Annotated in this window: 12 protein-coding genes; 11 read left to right on the forward strand and 1 reads right to left on the reverse strand. The window is 38.3% G+C overall.

Features of this window, described 5'->3' with window-relative positions; all coding sequences use genetic code 11:
• Positions 1-498: 498 nt before the first annotated feature.
• From ACLI50_RS17675 to ACLI50_RS17710, 8 genes are all read left to right on the forward strand, one after another.
• Positions 499-1,821, forward strand: coding sequence for a sigma-54-dependent transcriptional regulator (locus ACLI50_RS17675; protein WP_411414328.1), 1,323 nt, complete (start codon positions 499-501; stop codon positions 1,819-1,821).
• A gap of 435 nt (positions 1,822-2,256) precedes the next feature.
• Positions 2,257-3,951 carry a potassium-transporting ATPase subunit KdpA gene (kdpA, locus tag ACLI50_RS17680; protein ID WP_411414329.1) on the forward strand — a complete coding sequence of 565 codons (1,695 nt, stop codon included), beginning with the start codon at positions 2,257-2,259 and terminating at the stop codon, positions 3,949-3,951.
• Between the two features lie 175 nt (positions 3,952-4,126).
• Positions 4,127-6,166, forward strand: coding sequence for a potassium-transporting ATPase subunit KdpB (gene kdpB / locus ACLI50_RS17685; protein ID WP_120232938.1), 2,040 nt, complete (start codon positions 4,127-4,129; stop codon positions 6,164-6,166).
• A gap of 10 nt (positions 6,167-6,176) precedes the next feature.
• Complete coding sequence (gene kdpC / locus ACLI50_RS17690) at positions 6,177-6,734, forward strand: potassium-transporting ATPase subunit KdpC (RefSeq protein WP_202840935.1); 558 nt, start codon at positions 6,177-6,179, stop codon at positions 6,732-6,734.
• A 207-nt stretch (positions 6,735-6,941) separates the two neighbouring features.
• Positions 6,942-7,991: a porin gene (locus tag ACLI50_RS17695; protein ID WP_411414383.1), complete on the forward strand. Its 1,050-nt coding sequence runs from the start codon at positions 6,942-6,944 to the stop codon at positions 7,989-7,991.
• Between the two features lie 56 nt (positions 7,992-8,047).
• The gene (locus ACLI50_RS17700; RefSeq protein ID WP_202840931.1) at positions 8,048-9,157 is read left to right on the forward strand and encodes a sensor protein KdpD; all 1,110 of its coding nucleotides are present in this window, start codon (positions 8,048-8,050) and stop codon (positions 9,155-9,157) included.
• A 5-nt stretch (positions 9,158-9,162) separates the two neighbouring features.
• A complete protein-coding gene (locus ACLI50_RS17705) occupies positions 9,163-10,878 on the forward strand; it encodes a sensor histidine kinase (RefSeq protein WP_411414330.1) in 1,716 nt (571 codons plus the stop codon).
• Positions 10,879-10,908: 30 nt separating this feature from the next.
• Complete coding sequence (locus ACLI50_RS17710; protein ID WP_411414331.1) at positions 10,909-11,367, forward strand: hypothetical protein; 459 nt, start codon at positions 10,909-10,911, stop codon at positions 11,365-11,367.
• A gap of 77 nt (positions 11,368-11,444) precedes the next feature.
• Here the strand turns inward: ACLI50_RS17710 and ligA are convergent, their stop codons facing one another.
• Positions 11,445-13,451 (reverse strand): NAD-dependent DNA ligase LigA, encoded by a 2,007-nt coding sequence (ligA, locus tag ACLI50_RS17715; protein ID WP_411414332.1) that lies wholly within the window; start codon positions 13,449-13,451, stop codon positions 11,445-11,447.
• A gap of 324 nt (positions 13,452-13,775) precedes the next feature.
• On the opposite strand from ligA, the gene ACLI50_RS17720 reads away from it, so the two are divergent.
• The 3 genes from ACLI50_RS17720 to ACLI50_RS17730 all read left to right on the forward strand — a co-directional run bounded on the left by ACLI50_RS17720 (position 13,776) and on the right by ACLI50_RS17730 (position 21,212).
• Positions 13,776-16,859 carry a TonB-dependent receptor gene (locus ACLI50_RS17720; protein ID WP_411414333.1) on the forward strand — a complete coding sequence of 1,028 codons (3,084 nt, stop codon included), beginning with the start codon at positions 13,776-13,778 and terminating at the stop codon, positions 16,857-16,859.
• A gap of 167 nt (positions 16,860-17,026) precedes the next feature.
• Positions 17,027-17,773 carry a glycerophosphodiester phosphodiesterase family protein gene (locus ACLI50_RS17725; RefSeq protein ID WP_202840920.1) on the forward strand — a complete coding sequence of 249 codons (747 nt, stop codon included), beginning with the start codon at positions 17,027-17,029 and terminating at the stop codon, positions 17,771-17,773.
• A gap of 475 nt (positions 17,774-18,248) precedes the next feature.
• Entirely contained in the window at positions 18,249-21,212 is a 2,964-nt protein-coding gene (locus tag ACLI50_RS17730) for a SusC/RagA family TonB-linked outer membrane protein (protein WP_411414334.1), read from the forward strand.

A 21,212-nucleotide genomic window follows, 5' to 3' on the forward strand; every position in this document is an offset into this window, starting at 1 on the left:
TACACTCCAATTGTCACTCCGTAGGAGTCTCAACAAAGTATCATCAAACAATTTTACAGTATCAAACCGTCTGAGTTAAAAAAATCATAAAGACTCTAATAAAGGAGGCTGGATTCCTGCGGAATGACACAGTAGGAAAGAAGCAGACCAAATAAAAAGAAAGACGCCATTGCAACCAATAACTCCATTGAAAGATAACCACGGAATCGGTATCCCGGACTTCGTTACATCATTTATAATTTATCATTGATGATTCATTCACCATCCTAGCCCCGATAGGAATGGTTACCCCGCAGCTGGGTTGGAGGGTGAATGGGTTGGAGTGTGGGACCCTGCGGCTTTGCTCAGGGCGGGAGCGCAGGCGCGAGGAGTATGAATGGATAGCGGGAAACAGCTCCTGAAATCTCAAGTGGTGTTCAGTAAACTATTTCCTTCTATTACCCCGTTTTCCTCGAATAAATTCAATAAGTTTGTACTAGTTTTCCAAAAATAATTACAATGTCAGGAAATATTCTGATCATCGATGATGAGATCAAACTCCTTAAATTACTAGGAATGATCCTTTCCCAAGAAAATTTTAATGTAAAAGAAGCTTCTACGGCGCGTTCGGCAATGACGATGCTGGAGCAATATGAATTTGATGTTGTTCTGAGCGATGTTCGTCTGCCTGATGCTTTTGGGGTAGAGCTGGTAAAGGCTATCAAAACTAAATATCCACAGCTTGAAATTATCCTGATGACGGCATTCGGTAATATTACGGATGCTGTACAGGCTATGAAGAATGGTGCTTATGATTATCTGGTGAAAGGAGATGATAATGAGAAAATAATCCCATTGGTGTATAAGGCTCTTGATAAGGTAAAAGACAATAAATCGAGGGTTGTTCAGCAGGCTGTGACGAAAGGATTTGATCAGATTATTGGTAAGTCACCACTTATTTTGCAGGCTAAGAAGTTGGCTGAGAAAGTCGCTTTAACTGATGCTGCTGTGCTTCTTACAGGAGAAACCGGAACGGGTAAAGAAGTTTTTGCGAGTGCTATTCATGAAGGGAGTGACAGGAAGAAAAACAGTTTTGTAGCGATCAATTGTTCAGCATTCAGTAAAGAAATTCTGGAAAGCGAGCTTTTTGGTCATAAACAGGGTGCTTTTACTGGAGCTTTGAAAGATAAGAAAGGATTGATTGAAGAAGCTAACGGAGGAACTCTGTTTTTGGATGAAATCGGTGAGATGCCAATAGAACTTCAGGCAAAATTGCTCAGAGTTTTAGAAACCAGGGAATTTATCAAAATGGGTGAAACCAAAGTTTCCAAATCTGACTTCAGGTTAATTGCTGCTACCAACAGAGACCTGATAGATGAAATAAAGCAGGGAAATTTCAGAGAAGACCTTTATTTCAGGCTGAATGTCTTTGAGATCACGCTTCCGCCATTAAGAGAACGAAAAGAAGACCTGAAAGCTATTGCCAAGCATTTTATAGAATTTTTTTCTCATAAACTTCATCTGACAGGAGTTCAGGTAAATCCTGATTACTATAAAGTACTGGAACGAAACGACTGGAAAGGAAATATCCGTGAACTGAGAAATGCCGTGGAACGCAGCTTGATTTTGATGGATAACAATATCCTTGACGCAGAAAGTCTTCCCCATTATTCGGAAAAAGCTGTTCCTGAAAGTGATTCTTTAAGTATCAGATCACTGGAAAAAATACACATACAGAAGGTTCTACAGTATACAAAAGGTAACAAGGCAGAAGCTGCCCGTTTACTGGAAATCGGTATTGCCACATTGTACCGTAAACTTGAAGAATACGGATTAAAATAACCTTTATCATTTTAATAAAGAGCCTATCATTTTGATAGGCTTTTCTGTTTTTATATGGTTTTGTGTTTTGTATTAATGTGTTGTTAGTCAATTAATTGACTATTTGTTTTTCAAAATGGACTTTCTTTTGGCATATAGTCTTCGAATAAAATATTTAAAAATGACAATTTCAAGAAAAACGTTTAAAAAACGGGAGCACTCGACTTTTAGTCTGCTGATTGTATCGTACGTATTGTTGACCCTTTTAACCCTAATGATTAAAATATGATGCTCATAAGTTTAATTCTGCTTTTTGCAGTATTGTTTTGGCTTTTGTATAAATCAGTTGAATTTTTTGATAGAATATAAGTTATGTGGAGTTTATTTTTCCTCTCAATACTTGCCTTTGTGTATATCTGTTATGTTTTAATGAAACCTGAAAAATTTTAATTAGTCATGAATACAGAGATTTTAGGCATTATAGCAATGTTTGCTATCACATTAGTTATCGGAATATTTTTAGGGAAATATATAGCTAATGTCTACGGATACAAAAAAACTTTTCTGGATCCGGTTTTTGAACCCATTGAAAAGTTAATTTATAAAGTTTCGGGAATTAATCCTGCCCGCCAGATGAACTGGAAACAGAATATGTATGCCATGCTGGCGATCAATCTGGTTTGGTTCATCATAGGTTTTCTTCTTTTAATGAATCAGGCATGGCTTCCTTTGAACCCTGATGGGAATCCAAATATGTCACCCGATCTGGCTTTTAATACTACCATTTCATTCTTGGTTAACTGTAATTTACAGCATTATTCAGGAGAAACAGGAGTGAGCTATCTGAGCCAGCTTTATCTGATGTTTTTACAGTTTGTCACTGCAGCAACGGGAATGGCGGCAATGGCTGTCCTTTTCAAGGCTTTTAAAGAAAAAACAAGTACCGAACTTGGGAACTTCTACGATTATTTCACCAAATCAATGATCAGAATCCTGGTTCCGGTAAGTGTAATTGTTGCTTTAATACTTTCTATTAATGGAAGTCCGATGACTTTCGAAGGGAAAGATCACATTATAACACTGGAAGGTCAGAAAGCTGATGTTTCCAGAGGGCCTGTATCTGCATTTGTTGCGATCAAACATTTGGGAACTAACGGAGGTGGGTTTTTCGGAGCCAACTCTGCACACCCGCTTGAAAATCCTAATTATATGACCAATATGACAGAGATGATCGCTCAGATGATCATTCCGTTTGCGTTGGTATTTGCACTGGGATTTTATCTGAATAAAAGAAAACTTTCATGGGTAATCTTTACGGTAATGACGGTCGGTTTTCTGGCACTTACCATTCCGAATATCGTGAATGAAACAGGAGGAAATCCTTTGATCACAAAAATGGGAACAGATAACAGCTTGGGAGCTATGGAAGGTAAAGAAATCCGTTTCGGAAGTGCAGCGTCCGGCTACTGGAGTATTGCAACCACAGTTATTTCAACAGGATCTGTGAACTCAATGCATGACAGTACAATGCCGCTTTCGGGAATGAATGAATTGCTTGCGATGATGATCAACTGCTTCTACGGAGGCTGTGGAGTCGGAATTCTGAACTATTTCATCTTTATCATTCTTGCTGTATTTATCAGTGGTCTGATGGTGGGACGAACGCCAGAATTTATGGGTAAAAAGATTGAGGCTAAAGAGATGAAAATCGCAATGATTGTGGCTTTATTCCATCCTTTCTTAATTCTTGCAGGAACAGCTTTAACGGCTTATCTACCGGAATTTGGAGCAAAAACATTGAACAACCCAGGTTTCCATGGTTTCAGTGAAATGCTGTATGAGTTTACTTCTTCCGCAGCGAATAACGGATCCGGATTTGAAGGGTTGGGAGACAATACACCCTGGTGGAATATCTCAACGGGAATTGTTCTGTTACTCTCAAGATTTATCCCGATCATAGGACCGGTAGCCATTGCAGGTCTGTTGGCACAGAAGAAATATATCCCTGAAAGTTCAGGAACACTGAAAACAGATACGGCAACTTTCGGATTCATGACTCTGGCAGTGATTTTACTGATTGCAGCGTTGTCTTTCTTCCCTGCATTGACTTTAGGCCCTATTGCAGAGCAGATTCAATATTTCTCAAAATAAATTTGAACATTAAAAATTAAAATCAATATTCAACCATTAAGGAAGCTGAAAAGTGTAAGGAAACTAGTCTGACACTTACGAAACGTTCACTTAATATTATCCATATCTATCCTTATTATCCGGCAGACCTTGATGGTTACTATTGATTTACAATGATATAAATTCTTTCAAAAAAATGAAAAATCAGTCACAAACATTGTTTCAAAGAGATTTGGTCAACGAAGCGATAAAACAGTCCTTCGTAAAGCTGAATCCGAAAATTATGTTTAAAAATCCGGTAATGTTCCTGGTAGAAATCGGAACCATCGTCATGTTTATCGTAAGCATGTTCAGCCTTACCGGTGATAAAACCCAGGGAAGCTTTTCCTACAACTTTTTAGTATTTATAATTTTATTTTTCACCGTTTTGTTTGCCAATTTTGCAGAAGCTATTGCGGAGGCAAGGGGAAAAGCGCAGGCTGATACCCTTAGAAAAACAAGGGAAGAAACTCCGGCCAAACTGGTACTTGATAACAAGCCGGGATTTCAGGTAGAAACAAGGCTGAAGATGTCTGCTGAAATGACCTTAGGTGATATTTTCCTTTGTGAAGCCGGAGATCAGATTCCGATGGATGGTGAGATTATTGAAGGTCTTGCTACCATTGATGAGTCTGCTATTACCGGAGAAAGTGCACCTGTCATCCGTGAAGCGGGTGGAGACAAAAGTTCTGTAACAGGAGGAACGAAAGTATTGTCAGACAGAATTAAAGTAAGAGTAACCACAAAACCCGGAGAATCCTTCTTAGATAAAATGATTGCTCTTGTAGAAGGAGCGTCAAGACAGAAAACACCCAACGAAATCGCATTAACCATACTTTTAGCAGGATTCACGCTTACATTTATTATTGTTACCCTCACTTTAAAACCTTTTGCAGATTATGCGCAGACTCCGATTACCATAGCGGCATTTATATCTCTTTTCGTTTGTCTTATTCCGACAACCATCGGAGGTCTGCTTTCTGCAATCGGGATAGCGGGGATGGACAGAGCGCTGAGAGCGAATGTGATTACTAAAAGTGGAAAAGCAGTGGAAACTGCAGGAGATATTGATGTATTGCTTTTGGATAAAACCGGAACAATTACCATCGGAAACAGAAAAGCAACTCAATTTCACCCTGCGAATGGAATTCAGCTTGAAGAATTTATTAAAGCTTCTGCATTAAGTTCCGTAGCGGATGAAACACCGGAAGGGAAATCTATTATTGAACTAAGTGCTTTAAAACCTGAAGATTTATTAGTTGCTAACCCTACATATATCGATTTTACTGCAGAAACAAGAACTTCAGGAATTGATTTTGATGAAACAAGAATCCGTAAAGGAGCTTACGATACAATAAAAAAACTGACTGAAAAAGCCGGGAATATCTTCCCACAGGAAACCCAGGATGCGGTAACCAAAATTTCTGAAAACGGAGGAACTCCTTTAGTAGTAGCCGTTAATGAAAAAGTTTGGGGCGTTATTGAACTTCAGGATATTATTAAAACCGGAATTCAGGAACGTTTCCAGAGACTGAGAAAAATGGGAGTGAAAACGGTAATGGTAACAGGAGATAATCCTCTGACTGCAAAATTCATTGCTGAAAAAGCAGGGGTAGACGACTTTATTGCCGAAGCTAAACCTGAAGACAAAATGAATTACATCAAAAAGGAACAGCAGGAAGGTAAGCTGGTAGCGATGATGGGAGACGGAACCAATGATGCTCCGGCACTAGCCCAGGCAGATGTAGGTGTTGCGATGAACAGCGGAACGCAGGCTGCTAAAGAAGCCGGCAACATGGTAGACCTGGATAATGATCCTACAAAGCTGATCGAAATTGTAGAAATCGGTAAACAGCTATTGATGACCAGAGGAACGTTGACCACTTTCAGTATTGCAAACGACGTAGCAAAGTATTTTGCCATTATTCCGGCGCTCTTTATCACTTTTATTCCTTCTCTTCAGAAGCTGAACATTATGAACCTTCACAGTCCTGAAACAGCCATATTATCAGCGGTTATTTTCAATGCGGTGATTATTCCGTTCCTGATTCCGCTGGCGTTGAAAGGAGTTGCTTACAAGCCCATCGGTGCCAGTGCATTATTAAGAAGAAACCTTTTGATCTATGGGTTAGGCGGAGTAATCGTTCCGTTCATCGGAATCAAAATCATTGATCTGGTAATCAGTTTATTCTATTAAAATTAAAAAAATGAAAAATCATATTGTTTCAGCATTCAGATTAACTCTTGTCATGTTGCTAGTTACTGGTATTTATCTGGCAGTGGTTTATGGAGGTTCTAAAATACTTCCTAACAAAGGAAACGGAGAAATTGTTTACAATAAAGGGCAGAAGTTTTATGCCAATATCGGGCAGGAATTTAAGTCTGAAAAATATTTCCACGGTCGTCCATCCTCTGTCGATTATAACGCAGCGGGAAGTGGAGGAAGCAACAAAGGTCCAAGCAATAAAGAATATCTGGAAATTGTACAGAAAAGAATTGATACTTTAAAAATGGACAATCCTGAAATGGGTAATGCTAAAGTTCCTGTAGAATTGGTAACCGCCAGCGGAAGCGGACTGGATCCGGATATTTCTCAAGAAGGGGCTTTATACCAGGCAAAAAGAATTGCAAAAGTGAGAAGTATTTCAGAGGAACAGATCAAAAGCTTAATTAATAATCAGACTGAAAAGCCTTTCTTAGGACTTTTCGGACCGTCAAAAGTAAATGTTCTGAAGCTTAATATTGCTTTAGATCAATTAAAATAATTCAAATCATACAATGATAAAAAGAAGAATTGAAGCCATTAAGATGATTGAAGGAGCTACACAAAAAAATCTACGATTTTAAAATATTTCTCATTTATAATTCGCTGGTAAATCCTTATCTTTTCTTAATAGCTAAATTCTTCTTATACTCTTAAATAATATAAAAATAACGTGAAAAAATATTTAGTTATAGGAGCCGTATTGGGAATGTTTTTCTCAAAAGCCCAATCATCAGATTCATTAAAAACAAGTAATAAAGTGACCTTTTCCGCTTATGTAGAACTTTTTTATACGTATGATTTTAATGAGCCTGGTAATCATATTCGTCAAAACTTTTTGTATTCCTATAATAGGCACAATGAAATGAACCTTAACCTGGGATTGGTTAAAGCCAATTACCAGAGTGAAAATATCCGTGCCAACGTTGCTTTAATGGCAGGAACTTATGCTCAGGATAATATGGCTGCCGAACAAAATGCACTACGTTATGTAAACGAAGCCAATGTAGGAATCAGAATATCAAAAAATAAAAACTTATGGATTGATGCAGGGATCATGCCTTCCCATATCGGTTGGGAAAGTGCCATAGGAAAAGACAATGTTAATCTGACAAGAAGTCTGGCTGCTGAAAACTCACCTTATTTCGAAACCGGAGCCAAAATTTCTTATACCTCAGATAATGGGAAATGGTTTTTAAGCGGACTGGTATTGAACGGATGGCAACGTATTGCCAAACCTGAGGGAAACCAGAGTATTTCTTTTGGTCACCAGGTAACCTATAAACCAACTGATAAAATTACTTTGAACAGCAGCTCATTCATAGGAAATGATAAAGCAAAAGAAGATAAAAGAATGCGTTACTTCCATGATTTGTACGGAAGCTTTCAACTGACAGATCAGTTTTCGGCTATATTGGGATTTGATATTGGCGCTGAGCAGAAATCAAAAGGAAGCGAGCAGTATAATATCTGGTATAGCCCGAATGTTCAGATGAAATATCAATTGGACAGCAAATGGGCATTAGCGGGAAGACTGGAATATTATAATGATAAAAACGGCGTGATTATCAGTACAGAAACTCCCAATGGATTTCAGACCTTCGGATATTCTCTCAATGTAGATTATGCTGTTTTCAAAAATGTAGTTTTCCGCACAGAAGCGAGAGGTTTTACTTCAAAAGACGCCATTTTTGCTAAAAATGATGAATTTAAAAAAGGAAATTTCTTTATAACGTCAAGCTTAGCAGTCTGGTTTTAAAATCGGTTTAGCCACAGAAAATAGTGCTTAAAGTAAAATTAAAAAGAATAAAATCAATGTCATCAGCAAAAGATTTTTTAGAACTGATTCAAAAATCCCGCAAAGGAAAATTCAAAATTTATATAGGGATGAGTGCAGGTGTAGGAAAGACCTTCCGTATGCTCCAGGAAGCGCATTCCCTTTTGCGAAATGGCATTGATGTAAAGATTGGCTATATTGAAACGCATGGCCGTGAAGAAACTGAAGCTCTTGTAGAAGGAATTCCTCAAATTGAAAGGAAATCAGTTTTTTATAAAGGAAAAAACCTTGAGGAGATGGATCTTCAGGCCATTATCAATGAACATCCTGAAGTCGTGTTAGTAGACGAGCTGGCCCATACCAACGTAGAAGGTTCTAAAAATAAAAAAAGATGGCAGGATGTGCTGGAAATTCTTGATAACGGAATCAACGTCATCAGTGCTATGAATATCCAGCATATTGAAAGCCTGAATGAAGAGGTAAAGAAAATTACCGGGGTAGAAGTAACAGAGCGGGTTCCGGATAAAATACTGGCGCTAGCAGATGAAGTAGTCAATATTGACCTTACGGCTGATGAGCTGCTGACCCGTTTAAAAGAGGGAAAAATCTATAAAAAAGAAAAAATTCAGACGGCACTTAGTAATTTCTTCCAGAGCGGACATATTCTGCAGCTTCGTGAATTGGCTTTAAAAGAAGTGGCCACCCACGTGGAGAGAAAGGTGGAAACAGAGATCAAAACCGAAAATTTTAAGCCCATAAAATTCCTGGCCTGTATCAGCAGTAATGAGAAGATTGCTAAAACAATTATCCGTAAAACCGCCAGATTAGCCAGCTACTATAACAGTCCATGGACTGTTTTGTACGTTCAGAAGCCTTCTGAAAATCCGGAAAAAATTGCATTGGATAAACAACGGTATTTAATTAATAATTTTAATTTAGCACAGGAATTAGGTGCCAAAGTAGTCCGCATCAAAGAAAGCAGTGTCCACAACGGGATTCTGGAATATGTGATTGCTCATAACATCACGACGGTCTGTATTGGAAAACCTCACGCCAGTTTCTGGCAGCGAATGTTGGGATACAGCTGGATCTATACCCTTATGAACAGGCTGAATGAAAGACAGATAGATATTATTATTTTATCTTAAAAGTAATGAAACTTAAAACGAAACTTACCTTAGGCGTGGGCCTTTTATTTCTACTGATCGTTCTGCTTTCAGTGATAGGTTCTGTATACATCAATAAATTAAAATCTGATACTGAAAAGATCCTTACGGCCAATTATAACAGTCTGGAGTTTTCCAAAAATATGCTTTTGGCGTTGGATAATATTAGTACAGACAGTACCGTTGCCATAGCAGATTTTCGAAAAAATAATAAGCTTCAGGAAAAGAACCTTACAGAATTTGGAGAAAAAGAAGCCACTCAGAATCTGAATCTGCATTTCAACAGCTACCTTAAAGCTCCCGATATCAATAAAGAAAAGCTTATCCGTGAAGATCTTTCGAAGATCATGTCTTTGAATATGAAAGGGATAGAACGAAAAAGTGACATTGCGATTATAACAGCAGAAAATGCTACTTTTTGGATCGTAAGTTTAGGTACTGTATGCTTTCTGATTGCTTTTATCCTGCTTTTCAATTTGCCGCAAACCATTGCAGAGCCTATCAATCAATTGACCTTCAGTATCAAACAGATTGCCGATAAAAACTATAGCGAGAGGGTTCATTTTAAAGGAAGTGAAGAATTCAACAGTCTGGCAGACTCCTTCAACAGTATGGCGGAAAAGCTTCAGGAATACGAAAGCAGCACGCTTTCCAAGCAGCTGATGGATAAAAAACGGATCGAAACGTTGGTCAATAATATGCATGATGCGGTAATTGGTCTGGATGAGAATCATTTTATCTACATGATCAATGATGAAGCTTTAAAGATCACCAATCTCCATAAAGAAGATATTATTGGAAAAACAGCTCATGAAGTAGCCATCAATAATGATCTGATGCGTGAACTGCTGAAAAATATCAACCATCCGGTAAAAGATCCGATTAAGATTGTCCGTGATAACAAGGAAAACTATTTTGAACAGGATATTATTCCCATCAATATTGTAAAAACAGGAGAAAAGGAGAAAAAAAATATAGGAAAGGTAATATTGTTGAGAAATATTACCCCTTTTAAAGAGCTTGATTTTGCCAAAACCAATTTCATTGCAACCATTTCCCATGAACTTAAAACTCCGATTTCTGCAATCAAAATGGGCGTGCAGCTTCTTGGAAACCAAAAGTTCGGAGAACTGAATGAGCAACAGCAGGAATTATTGAAAAGCATCAATGAAGACGGACAGCGATTATTGGATATCACTGGAGAATTGCTTAATCTGTCGCAGGTAGAATCCGGAAATATCAGACTGACTATTGGGAAATGTTCTCCTAAAGAAATTGTACAGACTGCTGTAAAGAATGTTGAGAAGCTTGCCGAGCAGAAAAATATTTCCATCAGTACAGAATATCTTCTGGAAGATAACGATGCTGTGACTGCTGATTTTGACAAAACCGTCTGGGTAATGAATAATTTTTTGACCAATGCGGTAAAGCACTCTTTTCAGGATGAAAGAATCCAGATTGTAGTAGAAAAACTGGATTCATTTATTCAGTTCAGTATTATTGATACCGGAAGCGGAATTGATGAACAATACCACCGCCAGATCTTTGACCGCTATTTTCAGGTTCCCGGCGAACATCAGAATGGAACTGGATTGGGGTTGGCCATTTCAAAAAACTTTATTGAAAAACAGCATGGAGAAATAGGAGTGAAGAGTTCTCTGAATAATGGAAGTACGTTTTATTTCAGACTGCCGGTTTCATAAGGATTATTTTATATTTGCGATAAAAATAAAATGAGAAAACCCTTAGGACTCTTATTATTTTCATTTTTACTGAGTATTCAGATCTCTGCTCAGACATTCACAGTAGAACAGCTTAAAGGATTCAACAAACTTACCATGGATGAATTTAATAAGGAAATGAAACAGCTTCAGTTCAAGTTTTATGACAAAACCGAGGGCTTAAGCTTCCTTTTAACCGAATATGAAGCTTCGGACTATACCTCGAAAATCGGAAAGTTTGAATACAAAGAAGAAAAATATGAAGATCGGATTGAGTTTGAGTTTAATGACAAAAAAGACTATGAGCAGTATCTTAAACTGATATTGACTGCCGGGTATAAAGAAACCGAGAAAGGAAAGATTATCACCAAAGAGCCTTACACAGATTACTACAGGAATAAGGAACATATCAGGCTGATCTTGCCTAATGCAGGAGAGAGTACTCCGTATACTATTATTGTTTTTAAGTAAAGCATCGAGTATGTTTCAAAAATATAAAAAAACCATTGAAAAAAAATCAATGGTTTTTTTGAAAATATTTTTAAATTTTACTGCTTTTCAATCAGATCCAGAAACTGCTGCTCATCCAGAATCGTAATTGTTCCGATATCCTGAGCTTTTTTCAGCTTACTTCCTGCTTTTTCACCTACTACAAGATAATTGAGGTTTTTTGAAACTGCAGAAATATTTTTTCCACCATGCTTTTCTACCATTTCTTCTGCAGATTCTCTGGTGAATAATGACAATTTTCCGGTGAACAGGAAAGTTTTTCCTTCCAGAACATTGGATAGAACCTCATTGGTACTTTCTCCTTTTTCAAGCTGTACTCCGTAAGATTTCAAACGCTCGATCATCAATACGTTTTCGGAATTCTGGAAGAAATCAACAATACTCACTGCAATTTTAGTTCCGATGTCTTCTACCTGACAAAGCTCTTCTACCGTAGCATTCTTTAATTCTTCAATCGTCGGGAAGTTTTTTACCAGTTTCTTGGCAACCGTTTCTCCCACATGTTTGATCCCGATTCCGTATAATACTTTCTCAAAAGGAATCTCTTTGGATTTTTCAATTCCTGTGATGATATTCTGGGCAGATTTTTCAGCCATTCTTTCCAACGGAAGGAGCTGTTCTTTTGTTAAAGTATAGAAGTCAGCAGGATTTTCAATCAGTCTTTCTCTGTACAGCTGTTCAATAGTTTCACTTCCAAGATTATCAATATTCAAAGCTTTTCTGGAAACATAATGAATCATTCTTCCTACAACCTGTGGAGGGCAGTGAAGCTCGTTCGGGCAGAAATGGATGGCCTGATCTTCAATTTTTACCAGCTCGGTACCACATTCAGGACAATGTTTGATATATTCAATTTCTCTGCTTTCTTCCGTTCTTTTATCTGTGTTTACCCCTACGATTTTAGGAATAATTTCACCTCCTTTTTCTACGTACACGAAATCATGTTCATGAAGATCCAGCTTTTTGATGATATCTTCATTGTGCAGAGAAGCTCTTTTCACAATGGTTCCGGCCAATAAAACTGGTTTAAGGTTGGCAACAGGAGTAATAGCTCCGGTTCTTCCCACCTGATAAGAGACACTCTGAAGTTCTGTTTCTACTTTTTCTGCTTTAAATTTGTATGCCATCGCCCAACGGGGAGATTTCGCTGTATAACCAAGCTGTCTCTGCTGTTGTAGTGAATTCACTTTTAAAACAATTCCGTCAATTTCAAAAGGTAGATTATGGCGTTCGGTATCCCAGAAAGTAATAAACTCCTGTACCTCAGCCATTGTTTTACATAATTTGGCCTGCTGGGAGGTTTTGAAGCCCCAGCTCTGAGCTTTCTGAAGCAGTTCCCAATGGGTTTCTGCAGGCACTTCATCAGAAATAAACTGATATAATACAGAAGAAAGTCCGCGTTTTCTTACCTCAGCGCTGTCCTGCATTTTCAAACTTCCGCTGGCCGTATTTCTTGGATTCATGAAGGGATCAAGGCCTTCTTCCTCACGCAGTTTATTGATTTTATCAAAGTTTTTTCTGGTCAGATAAATTTCACCACGCATAAAAAAATGAGCAGGGAAACCACCTTTTAAAGTCAGAGGAATATCTGAAATGGTTCTCACGTTTGGGGTAATCTCATCACCCTGGAAACCATCACCACGCGTAACCGCCTGAGACAGTTTTCCGTTTTCATAAAGGATAGAAATGGATGCACCGTCATACTTCAGCTCAGCAACAAATTCTACAGGATCTTCAATGGTTTTGATGATTCGTTTTTCCCAGTCCTCCAGATCGTCAAAATCATAGGAATTGTCCAGTGAATACATTCTGAATTTATGCTGAATTGTGGGGAAAACTTTGGTAACACCACCACCTACACGTACTGTGGGAGAATTTTCATCATAAAACTCTGGGTACCTGGCCTCCAGATCCTGTAGCTCCTCCAGAAGCATGTCAAATTCATAATCTGTAATGGTAGGAGTATCCAGTTGGTAGTAGTTTTCGTTATGCTGGTGAAGCTCTTTGCGGAGCTGTTCTATCTTTTGTTGAATGTTTTCAGACATTGGGTTTCTATCTTTTGAGCAAAAATAACTAAAGTAATTGCATTTAAAAAATAACAGAATAAAATAGTACAGGAAAATTAAAAATGCTTAATATGTCTTAACCTACTGGTTTTACAGAAAATAAAACACGTGTTTAAAGTAATTTAACATAAAGTTCTAATTTAATTAAAAGAATGTTAAAGCTTTCTTAAACACCGCGCTCTTAAAGTCAAAATACCTTTGCACATCTGATTGAAAGAAACCTCTGAATGATCTATCATTGTGAAAATCAAAGAGGTTTCCGGGCTAACATCAAAAAATTAATAATATAGATCTTCGGAAGAAATGAAAAAAGTAAAGATTGTACTGGGATTATTGTTTTTAGGGCTTGGGACAATGGCTTATGCACAGACCACGCAGGCTTCTATTGTAGGGAAAGTTACCGGACCGGGAAGTACGGCTCAGGAAAAAGTGAAAGTAACGATCGTGAATGAGTCTACAGGATTCAGAACGGAAACGGAAACCAACTCAAAAGGGGAATATATTTTTAAAGAAATTCCTCTTGGAGGGCCTTATACGGTCATTGTGAATGATGATAAAAAAGAAGGCTATAATGTCAACTTCGGAGATCAGGTGACCGTGAATATGGATCTGGGGAACGAAAAGACTATTGAGGAAGTAAAAATTACAGGAAACCTTAAAAACAAGATCGGAAACCTGGGAGCAGCTACCGCAATTTCTGCGAAAAACATCAGCATGCTTCCGGTGAACGGACGAAACTTCACCAATCTTACGGAACTGTCTCCGTTAAGCGGAAAAGGAGGAAACCTTTCCGGTCAGCTTGGATCTTCCACCAACTTTACGATTGATGGGATGACCGCAAAAAATCCTACTTCTGCAGGATCAACAACGAGCCGAAGCGGTGCACCATTCTCCATCTCCATTGAAGCAGTACGTGAATTCAAAATCACTACCAACCAATATGATGTTACATTGGGAAGAAGTGGAGGAGGAACAGTAAGTGCTGTTACCAAATCAGGAACCAATAAGTTTTCCGGAAGTGCCTGGGAATATTTAAGAACAAACTGGCTTTCCAGCCCTTATGATATCAGAGGAAACAAAAGAAATAATGATTTCTCCACTTCTCAGTTCGGATTTTCATTAGGCGGTCCGATCATTAAAAATAAACTGCACTTCTTCGTAGCATGGGATCATCAGTTGGATTCAAGACCTTTAGTGATTGCTGATATCAAATCTCCGGATGATGAGAAGAGATTCAACACAACTACGCAGACGCTTAATCAGTTCCTGGATATTGCAAGAGCTAAATATGGAGTAGGAAGCAGCCCACAATTCGGAACTTTTGATAAAGTGAGAAACTCTGATGCCGGTTTCTTACGTCTAGACTGGCAGATTAATGAAAAGCATTTATTAACGCTTAGAAATAACTTTACTTACGATCTTAACAAAAACGGATTAGGTGATAATACCAATATCAACTTTTTTGAATCTTACGGGAATGATAAAAACCTTGATAACAGTTTATTATTGACCTTAAGATCAAATCTGAGACCTAACTTAACCAACGAATTAAAGGCGCAGTATCTCTATACTTTCCAGGACAGTTACCAGAACAATCAATTAGGAAAACCTGTACCGAGAGCTATTGTTGAAGGAGTTTCTTCCAGTGCGGGATCTACGAATATTCAGATCGGAGGGCATCGCTTTGCTCAGGAAAGCTTCAGAAATAATGTGTTCCAGATTGTAGATAACCTATACTATAATACAGATAAGGTAAAATATACGTTTGGGGCTGACCTTATGTATACAACAGCAAAATCGGTATACGGAAGTGAGGTGAACGGAAGATTCCATTTCCAGGGAATGAGCAATTTTGAGACCATGACACCTTACAGATTTTATAGAGAGGTTCCTTTGGTGTCCGATCCGTCTGTCAGATCAAATATCTGGAACATCGGTCTTTATGGGCAATTCCAGACCAAAGTAGCTAAGGGACTTGATTTAATGGCTGGTTTGAGATTAGATTACGGTGGTTACCCGAAAGCGGAATTCAACCAGAAACTGTTTGATGAAATGGGAATCAGAACGGATAACCAGATCAAATCATTTGTCATCCAGCCAAGATTCCAGTTTGACTGGAACATCAATGAAGGAAATAAAGACTTCCTGAAGTTCGGTGCCGGAATTTTCTCTTCCGATATCAACAATTATATGATCATCAATAACCTTGTATTTGATGGAAAGCATCTGGCTACTGTGGATGTAACGGGTAAAGATGTTCCGTTCCCGGATTTCAACAGCTATAGAGATGATTACAATACGGTTCCGTCCCTTTCTCAGAAGCAGATTCCAACGATCAACTACACCGGTAAGGATGCAAAGATCCCGATCGTTTATAAAGCCAATATTTCTTATACCCACTTCTTCAATGAAAGGTTCAGAGCAGGAATTGCAGGATATATGGCTTTAGGTAGAAACAATTACTATTATTACGACAGAAACATGGTGGCCAATCCTTTCTTTACACTGGCTAACGAAGGTGGTAGAGGTGTATTTATTCCTACAGGGGCTATTACCAATAATGCTAATAACAGTGTAAGTTTCGACTGGAAACAGGGAAGAATCAATAATAATTTCGGAAGAGTACTGGAATTGGTGAGCGATGGTAAAGTAAACCAGTTCTCATTCGTAATCGATACAAGTTACCGTTACTGGAAAGATGGAGAAATCACCGCAAGTTATACATGGTCTGATATTAAAGACAATACTTCTTACAACGGAAATGTAGCCAACTCTGCAACATTGTCTACGATGATTCAGAGTGATCCTAGAGATTTAAGAATGACCTATTCTGACAACCAGTTCAGAAATAAAGTTGTGATCTATGGAAACTCTCCTAGCATTGCAGGCTTCACATTGGGAATCAGGTATTCAGGAATTGGAGGAACCCGTTTCTCTGCAACAACAGGAGGAAATATCAACGGAGACTTCGTAGATTCCAACGACCTTGCTTTTATCTTCCCGAATCTTACCCAATCTATTTTGGATGATCCACAGGTAGGGCAGGCTCTGAAAGATTATATCACTGAATACAACGGAAAAATTGCAGAACGTAATGGTGGTAAAAATGGTTTCTATGGAGTCTGGGACGTTCGTGTAGCGAAAAAAATTAAATTCGATAAAGTGGGAGCTTTCGAACTTTCCGTAGATATTTTCAATGTTGCCAACCTTCTGAACAAAGAATGGGGGGTAAACAAATCATACGGAAATACTTCTCTGTATAAAGTGACGAAGTTTAATAAAGATACGATGCAGTACGAATACACCAAAAACGTAAGTGGAGGCGGTTTGGTTCCTCTGACAGGAAATCCTTACCAGATCCAGATCGGTGCGAAATACAGTTTCTAACTTTTACCTTTCTTAACCACTGAAGACATAAAAGAAATTGAGCCGGCTATGGTAAATCTCACTTAGCTTTAATCAGTAAATCTTTTATGTCTTTTGGGTTTTATTTTGTAATAACTACCTTTATCAGGAAGTTTCACGACTTTATTTTAATAATTTAAAATTATATTATGAAAAATTTTATCTTAGGGTTAGCAGTTTTAAGTACAGTTATGATGAAAGCACAAACCCAGATTATTGCCCATAGAGGATATTTCCAGGCTCAGCCTCCAACAACAGAGAATTCAATTCAATCATTGGAAAATGCCCAGAAATTAAAAATATATGGGTCTGAATTTGATGTAAGAATGACAAAAGATGGTGTATTGGTGATCAATCATGATGAACACCATGGTAAAATGGAAATTTCAGAAACTCCTTTCAAAGAACTGGAAGCCTTGAAATTATCCAACGGAGAAAAATTCCCGACCTTAAAAGATTATTTAAAACAGGGAAAAAAAGACAAATCTCTGAAGCTGATCGTTGAGATCAAGCCAGCGAAAACTCCGGAAATAGAAAATGAAATCACGGAGAAAACGATCAAAATGATTAAAGATATGAAGCTGGAATCTCAAAGTGAGTTTATTTCTTTCAGCCTTAATATCTGCAAAGAGATCAAAAAACTGGCTCCGTCTTTTAAAGTACAATATCTGAACGGTGAACTGTCTCCTGAGCAGATCAAAAAAGAAGGATTGGACGGTATGGATTACCACTACAGCATCTTCCAGAAAAACCCAACATGGATTGCTGATGCAAAAGCATTAGGGTTAATTACCAATTCATGGACCGTAAATGACGTTGCTGTTTACGAAGAATTGAAAAAACAGGGAATCGGATTCGTAACAACCAATATTCCTGATCAGTTGAAGAATAAATAGATTTAACATCTTCAGAAATATAGCAACTGAAGGACCTCCTCCGGAGGAGTGTCAAAAATCAAAGAATTTTTGACGGGGTGGTCAAACAAAATTTTTTAACCATCTCCACAAATAACCAAAAATTTATACAGTCTGCCCCTTATAAGGAAGCAGGCTGTTTTTTTTAGGAGCTGAGAACTTCTTTTTGATAATGAATGAAGAAACAGGTGATTGAATTTTTATTTTAATATTCTGTAATTCAGTGGTTTGATTGTTTTGTTTGGTATTATCTCAATGCAAGACAATAAAGATACATAAATGCATCTTTACCACCGTATTAAAAATACTTAATTGCTTAAGTGTTTGTTTATTAGTTGTTTAAATAGTGTTGTTAAGACTGGATTAACATATGGTTTAATAAATTTTTAAGAAACGTTAAAACTATGTTAAGATCATCCTGGTAATGTCGTTCTAATTTTGCGCAAACAAAAAGGAAATGCGTAAAGAGACACAAAAACTGTTGGTTTTGTCGCTGTTAGGATTGGTCAGCGTTAATCTGGCAGCTCAGCAGAAAGCTAAAAAGGACACCATTAAAGGAATTGATGAAGTAGTTGTAACTGCTTTGGGAATCAAGAGGCACGACAGAGCTTTAGGGTATGTTGCCGAAAAAGTAGATGCCAAAACATTTGAAGAAACCCAGAACAACAACTGGGCGCAATCCATGGAAGGGAAGGTGGCAGGCCTTAAAATCCAGACCGCCGGAGCAGGACCGTTGGGAACTTCCAGAATTACTTTGAGAGGGGAAAAATCCATTATGATGGATCACAACTATGCTCTTATTGTAGTGGATGGAGTGCCATTAGGGAATTCTACCACAGGTTCCGGTACAGCAGCCTATGGAGCAGGTTCCGGCGGCGATGTTCCCATCGATCTTGGAAATGGATTGAACAGCATCAATCCGGATGATATTGAATCCGTAACGGTATTGAAAGGAGCTTCTGCAGCCGCATTATACGGATCACGCGCTGCCAATGGAGCCTTAATGATCACTACAAAATCCGGCAAAACTAAAAACGGAAAACTGAGAGTCACTTTTAACTCTTCCTCAAGCTTTGATTCCGTATTGAAATGGCCGGACTGGCAATACGAATACGGGCAGGGAACACTGGCCACCAATACAGCAGGAAACTTTTACTATTCTTATGGCCTTTCTCCTGATGGACCAAGTACCGGAGGAACCAGTAGTGCTTTTGGTCCTAAATTCGCCGGACAATATTATTTCCAATACGATCCTAACGTAATGGGGCAGAGCAAGGAAAGACAATTGTGGAGACCTTATGAAAATAATATTAAAGGTTTCTGGAGAACAGGTTCTACTTACTCGAACAGTATCTCGGTAGAAAGCTCCAACGAGAAAACCAGCTTCAGATCTTCACTTACTTACCTTAATAACGAGTGGATGATGCCGAATACAGGTTTTGACAGGTTCAATTTTGCCTTATCTTTTGCCCATCAGCTTACCCAAAAATTAAAAATATCAACAAAATTTGCTTATAACACTACTACCAGTGACAACCTTCCTGCGACGGGATACAACAATCAGTCGATTTCCTATTTCATGATCTTCCAGAATCCCAATGTGGATCTGGAGTGGTATAAGCCGATCTGGAAGCCGGGGCAGGAACAAATTGACCAAATCCATCCGTTTAGCTCCTATATTGACAATCCATATATGATTGCTTATGAAATGTTGAATGGAGTCAGAAAGAAGACGATTACAGGAAATATTACGGCAGATTATCAGTTTAATAAAAATTTCAGTATAATGCTGAGGTCAGGGATTGAAATCCTGAATGAAAAAAGAACCACCAAAAGACCGTGGAGCTCTGCCAATTACCTAAAAGGTTTCTATAGAGAGCAGTTTATCAAAAACCAGGAATATAATAACGATCTTTTATTTTCTTATAAAGCAGACTGGAATAAATTCAGTATTTCAGCTTCAGCAGGAGGAAGTATCCGCTATAATGAATATCTACTGAATGATTATCAGGCCATCGGACTGAAAACAGCAGGAGAATACAGCCTTACCAATGCACTTTCTATTCCGGTTAAATATCCGGCACCAAGAGATAAACATGTAGACAGTGTTTACGGTTTGCTTACCCTTGGATATGACAATAAAGTATTTGTGGACGTTACCGGAAGAAACGACTGGAGCTCTACGCTTCCGAAGCAAAACAGATCATTCTTTTATCCTTCGGTGAGTACCAGTTTCATTTTATCAGATATTTTTAATCTGAAAAGCAATAATCTGAACTTGTGGAAACTGAGAGCTTCATGGGCAAAAGTAGGGATAGACAGTGATCCTTATCTTTTGGACAATTATTATACAGCAAGCAACATTACAGGAAGTGTAGTAGCACCTACCACTTTTAATAATCCTACCCTTAAACCTGAGAAAAATACCAATATAGAAGCCGGTATGGATTTCAGCCTTTTCAAAAACAGATTGAACCTGAATCTTACTGCCTACCAGAATTTCAGTGAAAACCAGATCATCCCTGTATCGTTACCCACCGAAGCTGGATATTCCAAAAGGATCATTAATGCGGGAAAAATCCGAAACAGGGGTTTGGAACTTTCTGCCGATATCTTAGCTGTAAAAGGCAAAGATTTCTCATGGAAAGTAGGTGGAAACTGGTCTACCAACGAAAACAGGGTAATGACCCTTCCTGAAGGCTTTGATGGCATTGTTTCCAACGTAGGAGATGTAGTATTCTATAAAATGGAAGTAGGAGGTTCGCTGGGAGATATGTATGGATTTAAATTATTAAGAAACCCGGAAGGAAAAGTAATTTACGGAGACAACGGGCTTCCTGCGAGACCCGCAGATATTGAAAAAGTTGGAAATGCATTCCCTAAATGGAGGGCCGGTCTTCAGAATGATTTCAAAATCAAAAACTTTACGATCAGTTTCTCATTTGACGGTCAGTATGGTGGTATTGCATATTCTCAGTCACATCATAAAATGTCTGAACAGGGTAAGCTGAAATCGACACTTCCGGGAAGAGCCAACCCTGGCGGAATGATTGTAGGAGACGGAGTAGTTCAGAACCCTGATGGCTCCTTCAGTCCCAACACAAAAGGAGTACTGGTATCTTCTTATTACGGAGATTATTACAGGAGAGCCAATGTGGAGACCAACAGCTTCAGTACAGATTTTATTAAACTCAGAGATGCAAGAATTGCTTATTCCTTCCCAAAAGAAACCATAAAATCTATAGGTCTGGATGATCTTACCATTGCCATTTTCGGAAAGAACTTATGGATGTGGACCAAGTTCCCGATGTTTGACCCTGAAGTGGCTACACTGGACAATGCAACCATCACTCCGGGAGTGGAAATGGGACAGCTTCCGACAGCAAGAACAGTTGGTTTTCAGTTAAATCTTAAATTCTAA

This window comes from Chryseobacterium cupriresistens (assembly GCF_046614675.1).
Lineage (GTDB): Bacteria > Bacteroidota > Bacteroidia > Flavobacteriales > Weeksellaceae > Chryseobacterium > Chryseobacterium cupriresistens.